This window comes from Asticcacaulis sp., from assembly GCF_020217185.1.
In the GTDB taxonomy this organism is placed as follows: Bacteria; Pseudomonadota; Alphaproteobacteria; order Caulobacterales; family Caulobacteraceae; genus Asticcacaulis.
Window position 1 is genome coordinate 1 of record NZ_JAIWNX010000047.1, and the last position, 10000, is coordinate 10000.

A 10000-nucleotide genomic window follows, 5' to 3' on the forward strand; every position below is an offset into this window, starting at 1 on the left:
TGGGGTCGCGCACCCTGTCCAAGGGCGGGATCGCGCTGTCCCCGGCCTCGATCCGCAACACCCTGTCCGATCTGGCCGAACTGGGTCTGCTCAGTGCCCCGCATATTTCCGCCGGGCGGATGCCGACGCATCAGGGCCTGCGCCTATTTGTCGATGGCCTGCTGGAGGTCGGCGACGTGGCGCAGGACGCCAAGCGCGAAATCGAAGCGCGTCTGACGGCCAAAGGCATGACCTTCGACAGCGCCCTGCGCGAAGCCTCCAACCTGCTGTCAGGCCTTGCCGGTGGGGCGGGTGTGGTGATGACGCCGTCGTTTGAGGCCGGGGTGCGGCACGTCGAATTCGTCAAGCTGGCCCCGGATCAGGCGCTGGCAGTGCTGGTCTTCGACGACGGGCGGGTCGAAAACCGCCTGATGGCGCTCGATCTGGGGGTGACGCCCGCCGACCTGATCGAGGCCTCCAACTATCTCAGTACGCGCCTGAGAGGGCGCACGCTGAGCGAGGCCGGGCGCGATCTGCGCGCCGAGCTTGAGGCCGAACGTCAGCAGCTCAATGAGGCAGCGACCGGTCTGATCGCGCGCGGACTGGCCGCCTGGGCGGGCGGCGAAGCGGATAAGCGCGCGCTGATCGTACGCGGGCAGGCCAATCTGCTGGAGGCTTCGGCGCTCGAAGACCTTGAGCGGGTGCGCGCCCTGTTCGAGGATCTGGAAGAAAAGGAAGAGCTGATCAACCTGCTCGACAATGTGCGTTCGGCGCAGGGGGTAAGAATTTTCATCGGATCGGAATCGAAACTGTTTTCTTTGTCCGGTTCGGCTGTTATTGCAGCGCCCTATATGTTGGGCGGTCAGAGCCAGAAGGTCGTCGGCGCCATCGGCGTCATCGGGCCCGCCCGGTTGAATTATGCGCGCATCATCCCACTTGTGGATTACACCGCGAAAATCCTCGGCCGCCTGCTGGAGCAGGAACGGTCCTAACCCACAGAGTCTAAAGAGTAATGAGCGAAGAACATACTGAACAAGACGCCCCGTTCGCCAATGACGCCATCGACACGCTGAACGCGGCGCTGGAGCAGCTTCAGGCTGAAAACGCCGCACTCAAGGAACAGGCGCTGCGCTACGCCGCCGAAGCCGAAAACGTCAAACGCCGCGCTGAGCGCGAAATGAACGACGCGCGCGCCTATGCCATTCAGCGCTTTTCGCGCGACCTTCTGGGCGTCGCCGACGTGCTGCAACGCGCGCTTCAGGCCGTCCCGGCGCAGATCGAAGACCCGGCGTTCAAGAACTTCGTCTCCGGCATCGAGATGACGGAAAAGGAACTGGCCGGAGCCTTTGAAAAGAACGGCGTCAAGAAGATTGCGCCGCTCAAGGGCGACAAGTTCGACCCCAACTTCCATCAGGCCGTGATGGAGCAGCCCTCCACCGAGGTCGAAGGCGGCAGCGTCCTGATGGTCATGCAGGCGGGCTACGAGCTGTTTGGCCGCACCATCCGCCCGGCCATGGTCGTGACGGCGGCCAAGACGGCCAGCGCCGCGAATGGGGCCTATAATGGTGGCGACAATGCCTCCGGCGGCACGGTCAATACGCAAGCGTAACCGACGAAAATACCTCCCCGTCTGACGGGGAGGTACGCTTCCCAATGATATGCTTACAGATAGGTCTCAAACCACTTGAGCAATTCGGCCCAGCCTTCCTTGGCGGCCTTTTCGTTATAAAGGGCGCGGTAGTCGGCGTGGAAGCCGTGCTTGGCGTCCTTATAGACCTCGATATGGCTGGGGGTCTTACCCGACGCTTTGAGCGCCGCATTCATGCGCTCAACACTTTCCAATGAAATGCCGCCGTCCTGCCCGGCATAGAGACCCAGCACCGGACGACGCAGGTCCGCCGCGCGGTCGATCGGCCACTGGCGGTCTTCCTTGCCCAGGAAATCGGTCGCCGCCGGACGCTCCAGACGCCCGTACCACGCCACGCCCGCCTTGATGTCGGGGATGGAAGACGCCGCCATCCATGTTACGGCGCCGCCCCAGCAAAAACCAGTAATGCCGATGCGCGAGGTATTGGCGAACTTCGTCTTGCCGAACACGCCCTTTGACTGTCCCACGTCGGGGTTGGTTTTCAACCAGGCGATTAGGGTTTTCAGGTCACCCATCACCTGTTCATTGGTCGCGGTTTCGACCAGCTTGCGGATTTCAGCCGTGTCTTTCAACGCCGCCGCATTGCCCTTGCGCGCAAACGGGTCGAAGGTCAGGGCCACATAGCCCTGATGCGCCAGACGGCGGCAGACATCGCGCAGATAGTCGTGCAGGCCGAAGATTTCCGGCACGACCAGCACCACCGGACGGCGCTTGGCGTCTTGGGGAAGGGCAATATAGGCCGGGATGGCGTAATCGCTATCGGTCGGCACCGTCAGGTCTTTGGCGATCAGCCCCGCCGAAGGGGTGGACACGGGCGATTGCGCCGCGGCGGCCCCGGCTCCCAAGGCATAGCCGGCAAAGAACAGCCCGGCTATACCGCGACGACTGACGTGGAAATCCCGCGCTTCGCTGCCTTCGGGGCGCGTCAGGGGCAGATTGTTCGTGGTCATTGGCAAGTCTCCCGGCATCTGTTTTTGTGTGCCCTACCTAACAACAGGATGCGGGCCACTGCAATACGGAGCGCCTTTATGACCGCGTTCTGAAAAACCCTAAAAATAATGCCAGCATTGCGAGGCCCCCCTCTTGCAGGCCGCCACGCGCCCCTTATATCGGTTGCAGATTTGGGGACGCCGAAAATCACCGGCGGCTTCCAAAATTGGTAAAATTCATCTCACCGGGGATGGACAAGCGGGGTGCTTATCTTCAAAAGGCCTCGAAAGCCCATTGCCTTAAACGGAGTAAATCTGGACTCATGGCTAAAATCATCGGTATCGACCTTGGTACGACCAATTCGTGCGTCGCCGTCATGGACGGCAAGAACCCGAAGGTCATCGAAAACGCCGAAGGCGTTCGCACCACGCCGTCGGTGGTCGCCATCGTGGACGACTCGGAGCGCCTGATCGGGCAGCCCGCAAAGCGTCAAGCGGTCACCAACCCCTCCAATACCTTCTTCGCCATCAAGCGCCTGATCGGCCGCACCTATAACGATCCGATGGTCCAGAAGGACAAGGGCATGGTGCCCTATGAAATCTCCAAGGGCCCGAATGGCGACGCCTGGGTCAAGGCCCACGGCAAGGACTATTCGCCGCAACAGATCTCGGCCTTCATCCTGCAAAAGCTGAAGGAAGACGCCGAAGCCTATCTGGGTGAAACCGTCACTCAGGCCGTTATCACGGTTCCGGCCTACTTCAACGACGCCCAGCGTCAGGCCACCAAGGACGCCGGCAAGATCGCCGGTCTCGAAGTCCTGCGCATCATCAACGAGCCGACCGCCGCCGCTCTGGCCTATGGCCTCGACAAGAATGACGGCAAGAAGATCGCCGTCTATGACCTCGGTGGCGGTACGTTCGACGTCTCGGTGCTCGAAATCGGTGACGGCGTCTTCGAAGTGAAGTCCACCAACGGCGACACCTTCCTGGGCGGTGAAGACTTCGACATGCGCGTCGTCGATTACCTCGCCGACGAGTTCAAGAAGGAAAACGGCGTCGATCTGCGTTCGGACAAGCTGGCCCTGCAACGCCTCAAGGAAGAGGCCGAAAAGGCCAAGAAGGAACTTTCGACGGTCGCGCAATACGACCTGAACCTGCCCTTCATCTCGATGAATGCGTCGGGCCCGCTGCACCTGAACCTCAAGCTGACCCGCGCCAAGCTGGAAAGCCTCGTTGAGGACCTGATCCAGAAGACCATCGCCCCCTGCCAGCAAGCGCTGAAGGATGCCGGTCTGAAGGCTTCGGACATCGACGAAGTCGTCCTCGTCGGCGGCATGACCCGTATGCCCAAGGTCGTTGAAGCCGTGAAGGCCTTCTTCGGTCGCGAGCCGCACAAGGGTGTGAACCCGGATGAAGTCGTGGCGCTCGGTGCCGCCATTCAGGCCGGCGTGCTGCAAGGCGACGTCAAGGACGTGCTGCTGCTCGACGTCACCCCGCTGACGCTCGGTATCGAAACGCTGGGCGGCGTGTTCACCCCGCTGATCGAGCGCAACACTACCATCCCGACCAAGAAGTCGCAGACCTTCTCGACCGCCGATGACAATCAGTCGGCCGTGACCATCCGCGTCTTCCAGGGCGAGCGTCCGATGGCTGCGGACAACAAGCTGCTGGGTCAGTTCGACCTTGTCGGCATCCCGCCCGCGCCGCGTGGCGTGCCGCAGATCGAAGTCACCTTCGACATCGACGCCAACGGTATCGTCAACGTCAATGCCAAGGACAAGGCGACCAACAAGGAGCACTCGATCCGTATTCAGGCCAATGGCGGCCTGAGCGACTCGGACATCGAGGACATGATCAAGCAGGCCGAGGCCAACAAGGCCGAAGACGAAAAGCGCAAGGCGCTGATCGAAGCCCGCAATCAGGCCGACGCTCTGGTTCACTCGACGGAAAAGGCCCTCAAGGACTTCGGTTCGAAGGTCGCCGCCGAAGACAAGAGCGCCATCGAAACCGCTCTGGCCGATCTGAAGACGGCCAAGGACGGCGAAGATGTCGAGGACATCAAGGCCAAGCATCAGGCCCTGCTGACCGCTTCGATGAAGCTGGGTGAAGCCATGTACGCCGCCCAGGGCGCGGGCGAAGCCGGTGAAGAGGCTCAGGCCGATGACGGCGTCGTCGATGCCGAGTTCGAAGAAGTCGATGGCGACGGCAAGAAGAGCGCGTAAGCCAGCGCTTTGACAAGTCAAAAGGGGGAGTCTGATTTCGGTTGGGCTCCCCTTTTTTTGAGTTTTTTATAACATCGGATATGCTGCCGGTGTGAATGTTGCAGGCAACCTAGGCGGGGGCTTGGGTCATGTTTATCGCGCATCTGGTTTCGGAACCCGTAAGGCTGTTTTCCGAATGCGCTTAGAGGACTGCTGAGTAAAAATGGCGCGTGATTATTACGAAATTCTGGGCGTGGCCCGCGATGCGGATGACGCGACGCTGAAATCGGCCTTCCGCAAGAAGGCGATGGAGCATCACCCTGACCGCAATCAGGGTGATGATCAGGCCGAGGCGCGCTTCAAGGAAGTCAATGAAGCCTATTCGGTCCTGTCCGACGCCAACAAGCGTGCGGCCTATGACCGTTTCGGACACGCCGGTGTCAATGGTCAGGGCGGTGGCGGCTTCGGCGGTCAGGGCGGCTTTGGCGGGCAGGGCTTTGGCAATGTCGAAGACATCTTCTCCGAAATGTTCGGCGACATCTTCGGTGGCGGGGGCGGTGGCCGCCGTTCCGGCCCGCAACGCGGCCCCGATGTGCGCTATGATTACGAAATTACGCTGGAACAGGCCTATAAGGGGGCGGATGTCGAGCTGAACGTGCCAACGACCCTGACCTGCGAAGTCTGTAAGGGCTCAGGGGCCAAGGCCGGCACCAAGCCGGTCACCTGCCACACCTGCGGCGGCGCGGGCCGCGTGCGTACCTCCAACGGCTTCTTCGCCGTAGAGCGCACCTGTCCGACCTGTAACGGTCAGGGTCAAGTGATTAAGGAGCCCTGCACCAACTGCCACGGTCATGGTCAGGTGCGCGCCAATCGCAAGCTGAACGTGCGCATCCCCGCCGGGGTCGATGACGGCGCACGCATCCGCCTGTCCGGTGAAGGTCAGGCCGGCGCCAATGGCGGGCCGCGCGGCGACCTCTATATCTTCCTGTCAGTGGCCGAACACGAAATTTTCGAGCGCGATGGGGCCGATCTGCATTGTCAGATCCCCGTGCCCATGCCGACCGCCGTTCTGGGCGGCGAGGTCGAGGTGCCGTGCCTGATGGGCGGTGAAGGCTGCGACGGCACCTGCAAGCTGGAAGTCGCCATCCCCGAAGGCGCGCAGACCGGCCACAAGGTCAAGATCAAGGGCAAGGGGATGCCGGTGCTCAATTCGAAACAGCGTGGCGATTTGCTGGTCGAGTTGTTCGTCGAAACCCCAAAGCACCTCAGCGCCCGTCAGAAAGAACTGATGAAAGAATTTGCCGAGATCGCCGAGGCGCAGTCCTACGCCCAGTCGCAAGGCTTTATGCACAAGGCCAAGCGGTTCTGGGACGACATCACGGGGACGGCATAGCCCCTCATGAAAAAGTCTTGCGCTGACGCGCAATACGTTTTTCATGGATCTGAATAGACAAATCCGGCTCGGGGCGGCCCGTCGCCGGATTTGACTTATTGGCGCCCGCTCCCTAGAGGAGCGGGCAGCTTATAAACCTCCGGAGTGATCATGACCCAGATTCGTTTTGCCGTTGCCGGAGCTAAGGGCCGCATGGGTCAGGCGGTTATCCGTGTCCTGAATGAGCGCGAATTGATCGTCGCCACCACCTTTGACAAGGGCGACGCCATTGACCTGTCGCAGGCCGATGCGGTGATTGACTTCACCACCCCCGTGGCCACTCTGGCTTTGGCCGAAGCCTGTGCCGCTGAGGGTCAAGAGCGCGGCAAGGCTTTGGCGCATATCATCGGTTCGACCGGCTTCATGCCGGAACAGATTGCCGCCCTCGAAGCCTATGGCGACCGCAACATTGTGCTGCGTTCGGGGAACTTCTCTCTGGGCGTCAATATGCTGATGGGGCTGGTGAAACAGGCGGCGGCCAAGCTGGGGCCAGACGCCTGGGACATCGAAGTGCTGGAAGCCCATCACAAGCGCAAGGTCGATGCGCCGTCGGGCACTGCCCTGATGCTGGGGGACGCCGCTGCCGACGGGCGCGGGGTCGATCTCAAGGATGTGCGCGTGGCGGCACGCGACGGCCTGACGGGTCAGCGTGAACCGGGAACGATCGGCTTTTCGGTCATTCGCGGCGGCGGCATTATCGGCGAACACAGCGTGCTGTTTGCCGCCGAAGACGAGGTGATCACCCTGTCGCATTCAGCGCGCGACCGCACCTTGTTCGCGCGCGGGGCCGTCGAAGCGGCGTTATGGGCGACGGCGCAGTCGCCCGGCCTTTACGATATGCAGGACGTTCTGGGCTTTCGCTGAGTCAATCGCCTTACACCCAGCGCTTCGGTCAGCCAGACAGGCCCAATGGCCACCAGCGCCATGAGCGCAAACTGGATGCTGTATTCCGGCTCACCAAAGTCGGTGGCAAGGGGCGGCAGGCCGTATAGCAGGGGCCAAAGACTGCTGAAAACCAAGGTCAGGCACAGGGCGATCAGCAATCGCGCCGCCACCGGCAGCCAGATCAGGAGGGCGGCGATCACACCCGCCAACAGCGCCGGCCACAGATTGAGGCCGTTCAGCGCCGCTTCGACCAGATCGCTCAGCAATCCGTACAGTTCGAGGGTTTCTGCCATGGCTCATCACCCAGATTCGCGTATTGGGCGAGTCTGAGGTGCTTCGCCGGGCGGGTAAACCCGGCGATCCTGCACAATTGCGTGAAATAAGGGGATTAGCCCCGCCCGGTCGAGCCGAAGCCGCCCGCCCCGCGCGCCGTGTCGTCAAGGCTTTCGACCAATTCCCATTCAATGCGGGCGTGACGCGCCACCACCATCTGCGCGATGCGGTCGCCGCGGCGGATTTCAAAATCCTCGGTGCCCAGATTGACCAGAATGACCCCGACCTCGCCGCGATAATCGGAATCCACCGTTCCCGGCGAGTTGAGGCAGGTAATGCCGAATTTCAGCGCCAGCCCTGAACGCGGGCGCACCTGCACCTCAAACCCCAGCGGCACGGCAACCTTCAGCCCGGTAGGGACCAGCGCCCGCCCCAGCGGCCTGAGCGTCAGTACCTCACCCTCGGCGATAGCGGCGCGCAGGTCGAGACCCGCCGAGCCCTCCGTCTCATAGGCGGGCAGGGCCAGACCGGCGGCGTGCGGCAACTGGATGATATGGGCGGTCGGAGTGTAGGTCATTTCAGCCTTGTCGTCAGATACTGGATGAGGTCGGCGGCCACTTCGGCCTTGGTCAGATGCTTGCCGGCCGTCGGGCCCGAAGCGTCGATAAGGATCATATTGGTGGTGTCGCGGTCGAAGACGTCTTTCGACACGTCATTGGCCAGAATGGCGTCGGCCCCCTTGCTGCGCAGCTTCGTCTGGCCATAGACCTCGACATTGCGCGTTTCCGCCGCAAAGCCGATGACCAGCGTCGGACGCTGCGTCGGGTGGTGGCCGATACTGGCCAGAATGTCGGGATTTTTGACCAGCGTCACCGTCAGTTCGCCGTCCACGCCCTTCTTCTGCTTATCGCGGGCAATCTCTTTGGCGCGCCAGTCGCCCACCGCCGCCACACCGATAAACACGTCGGCAGGCAGAGCCGCGTGCACCGCCTCGTGCATCTCCGCCGCCGTCTCCACGTCGATACGGGTGATGCCCGCCGGGGTCCGCAGGCTGACCGGGCCAGACACCAGCGTCACGCGCGCCCCGGCCTCGGCTGCCGCGGCGGCGATGGCATAGCCCTGCTTGCCGGAGGAGCGGTTGGTGATGCCGCGCACGGGGTCGAGAGGCTCAAAGGTCGGCCCCGCAGTGATCAGCACATGGCGGCCCTTTAAGGGTTGCGCCTTCGGCTTCAGCGCGGCCTGAATCGCGGCAAAAATCGCGTCGGGTTCGCTCATGCGGCCCGGACCGTATTCGCCACAGGCCATATCCCCTTCGTCAGGCCCGCTGAACAACACGCCATCGGCGCGCAAGGTCGCCAGATTGCGCTGCGTGGCCGGGTGATGCCACATGCGGACATTCATGGCCGGGGCCATCAGGACGCGCTTGTCCGTAGCCAGCAAAAGCGTGGTCGCCAGATCATCGGCCTGCCCATTGGCCAGCGACGCCATCAGATTGGCGGTTGCCGGGGCGACGACCACCAGTTCGGCCTGACGCGACAGGCTGATATGGCCCATTTCGGCTTCATCGGTCAGATCGAACAGATCCGTATAGACCTTATCTCCGGACAGGGCGGCGGCGCTCAGGGGCGTGACAAACTGCTGGGCGGCCTTTGTCAGGACGACGCGCACCGCCATCCCCGCCTTTTTAATCAGGCGGATCAATTCCAATGATTTGTAGGCGGCGATACCGCCTCCGACGATCAGCAGGATACGAGGTGGGCTTGCAACAGTCATGATATGGTCTTTAATGGCCTTTGCGAGGGTCTGGCAAGACATATGGGGGACGCATGAGGATCGCACAACGACTTCTGGCGGCGGTGGGGCTTCTGCTGCTGGCGGCCTGCGATGCCGGGCCATCCGCCGTCCTGACCGATGGCAAGGGCGAGGCCCCGGCGCAACAGGTGGCCCCGGTCGAAGCGCCAGCACCCCGCGCCACCCCGTCCGAGGCACCGCCGCCGCTTGAGGCCGAAGCCCCGGCGCTGCGCGAAAACAGCGACGCCATACGCTTGCCCGTCGGCCCCAAGGTGGAAATCACCTCCACACGCTATGGTGACTGGCCCCTTTGGTCGTCGAACCGCAAATACAGTGCCTATGAGAACGCCACCTATCATTATGAAAAGCACGGAGCCGAGGTCGGCGCACGTTCCTATGAAGAATGGCTGGGCATGGTGCACGGTTTTATCCATGCGCCGCCCAAAGGGGTCGAAACCCTTTCTCGCAACAATGGCGACACATTATTTTATGATACCCGACGCAATGTCTTTGCCGTCATGACCAAAAAAGGCGCGCCGCGCACCCTGTTCCGTCCCTATGAGGGCGCGGCCTACTGGCAGAAACAGAAGCAGATCGAAGCGGAGCGCCGCACACTCACGCGTGATAATTTTGACCCCAGCGTCGATTAAATTCTTTTTAGATAAAATGGCTTAAGGTGGTCGTAAGTAACAACCTCCCGGTCAAAGCTGTGACTTCTATTGGTAAAACCCTGCGTACCCTTTTCAGCGTCTCCGCCAATGATCCCGAACTGGCGGTAGCGCAGTTCCGCGCCTTGTCACGGCAGGTGCCTCTGCTCTATTTCCTGCTGATCGTCAGCTCTGTGGCCGTCAGCTATACCTTT

At 61.9% G+C, this 10000-nt stretch carries 10 protein-coding genes; 6 read left to right on the forward strand and 4 right to left on the reverse strand.

What is annotated here, in order from left to right; all coding sequences use genetic code 11:
• Both hrcA and grpE read left to right on the forward strand, forming a co-directional pair.
• Positions 1 to 971: heat-inducible transcriptional repressor HrcA (gene hrcA, locus LDL37_RS02245; RefSeq protein WP_290793693.1), on the forward strand; the 971-nt coding region annotated here is incomplete at its 5' end.
• 20 nt (positions 972 to 991) lie between these two features.
• On the forward strand, positions 992 to 1588 hold the full coding sequence (gene grpE / locus LDL37_RS02250; RefSeq protein ID WP_126422185.1) for a nucleotide exchange factor GrpE: 597 nt from the start codon (positions 992 to 994) through the stop codon (positions 1586 to 1588).
• Positions 1589 to 1641: 53 nt separating this feature from the next.
• Here the strand turns inward: grpE and LDL37_RS02255 are convergent, their stop codons facing one another.
• Positions 1642 to 2577 (reverse strand): dienelactone hydrolase family protein, encoded by a 936-nt coding sequence (locus LDL37_RS02255; RefSeq protein WP_290793697.1) that lies wholly within the window; start codon positions 2575 to 2577, stop codon positions 1642 to 1644.
• A 302-nt stretch (positions 2578 to 2879) separates the two neighbouring features.
• On the opposite strand from LDL37_RS02255, the gene dnaK reads away from it, so the two are divergent.
• The 3 genes from dnaK to dapB all read left to right on the forward strand — a co-directional run bounded on the left by dnaK (position 2880) and on the right by dapB (position 7053).
• Positions 2880 to 4778 (forward strand): molecular chaperone DnaK, encoded by a 1899-nt coding sequence (dnaK, locus tag LDL37_RS02260; RefSeq protein WP_290793700.1) that lies wholly within the window; start codon positions 2880 to 2882, stop codon positions 4776 to 4778.
• Between the two features lie 202 nt (positions 4779 to 4980).
• The gene (gene dnaJ / locus LDL37_RS02265) at positions 4981 to 6150 is read left to right on the forward strand and encodes a molecular chaperone DnaJ (RefSeq protein WP_290793703.1); all 1170 of its coding nucleotides are present in this window, start codon (positions 4981 to 4983) and stop codon (positions 6148 to 6150) included.
• A gap of 150 nt (positions 6151 to 6300) precedes the next feature.
• The gene (gene dapB, locus LDL37_RS02270) at positions 6301 to 7053 is read left to right on the forward strand and encodes a 4-hydroxy-tetrahydrodipicolinate reductase (protein ID WP_290793706.1); all 753 of its coding nucleotides are present in this window, start codon (positions 6301 to 6303) and stop codon (positions 7051 to 7053) included.
• Here the strand turns inward: dapB and LDL37_RS02275 are convergent.
• The 3 genes from LDL37_RS02275 to coaBC all read right to left on the reverse strand — a co-directional run bounded on the left by LDL37_RS02275 (position 7020) and on the right by coaBC (position 9120).
• Positions 7020 to 7367, reverse strand: coding sequence for a hypothetical protein (locus tag LDL37_RS02275; RefSeq protein ID WP_290793707.1), 348 nt, complete (start codon positions 7365 to 7367; stop codon positions 7020 to 7022). The genes dapB and LDL37_RS02275 overlap by 34 nt on opposite strands.
• Positions 7368 to 7462: 95 nt before the next feature.
• The gene (gene dut / locus LDL37_RS02280; protein WP_290793710.1) at positions 7463 to 7924 is read right to left on the reverse strand and encodes a dUTP diphosphatase; all 462 of its coding nucleotides are present in this window, start codon (positions 7922 to 7924) and stop codon (positions 7463 to 7465) included.
• Positions 7921 to 9120 (reverse strand): bifunctional phosphopantothenoylcysteine decarboxylase/phosphopantothenate--cysteine ligase CoaBC, encoded by a 1200-nt coding sequence (gene coaBC / locus LDL37_RS02285; RefSeq protein WP_290793713.1) that lies wholly within the window; start codon positions 9118 to 9120, stop codon positions 7921 to 7923. Before coaBC ends, dut begins: the two co-directional genes overlap by 4 nt.
• Before the next feature lie 53 nt (positions 9121 to 9173).
• Here coaBC and LDL37_RS02290 point away from each other — a divergent pair, with 53 nt between their 5' ends.
• A complete protein-coding gene (locus LDL37_RS02290) occupies positions 9174 to 9788 on the forward strand; it encodes a hypothetical protein (RefSeq protein WP_290793716.1) in 615 nt (204 codons plus the stop codon).
• The last annotated feature ends 212 nt before the right edge of the window (positions 9789 to 10000 follow it).

Bases quoted from the DNA above. Each gene is read 5' to 3' on its own strand.
- LDL37_RS02290 (WP_290793716.1), top strand. From the start codon at position 9,174: ATGAGGATCGCACAACGACTTCTGGCGGCGGTGGGGCTTCTGCTGCTG.
- LDL37_RS02275 (WP_290793707.1), bottom strand. From the start codon at position 7,367: ATGGCAGAAACCCTCGAACTGTACGGATTGCTGAGCGATCTGGTCGAA.
- coaBC (WP_290793713.1), bottom strand. From the start codon at position 9,120: ATGACTGTTGCAAGCCCACCTCGTATCCTGCTGATCGTCGGAGGCGGT.
- dnaK (WP_290793700.1), top strand. From the start codon at position 2,880: ATGGCTAAAATCATCGGTATCGACCTTGGTACGACCAATTCGTGCGTC.
- LDL37_RS02255 (WP_290793697.1), bottom strand. From the start codon at position 2,577: ATGACCACGAACAATCTGCCCCTGACGCGCCCCGAAGGCAGCGAAGCG.
- dut (WP_290793710.1), bottom strand. From the start codon at position 7,924: ATGACCTACACTCCGACCGCCCATATCATCCAGTTGCCGCACGCCGCC.
- dnaJ (WP_290793703.1), top strand. From the start codon at position 4,981: ATGGCGCGTGATTATTACGAAATTCTGGGCGTGGCCCGCGATGCGGAT.
- dapB (WP_290793706.1), top strand. From the start codon at position 6,301: ATGACCCAGATTCGTTTTGCCGTTGCCGGAGCTAAGGGCCGCATGGGT.
- grpE (WP_126422185.1), top strand. From the start codon at position 992: ATGAGCGAAGAACATACTGAACAAGACGCCCCGTTCGCCAATGACGCC.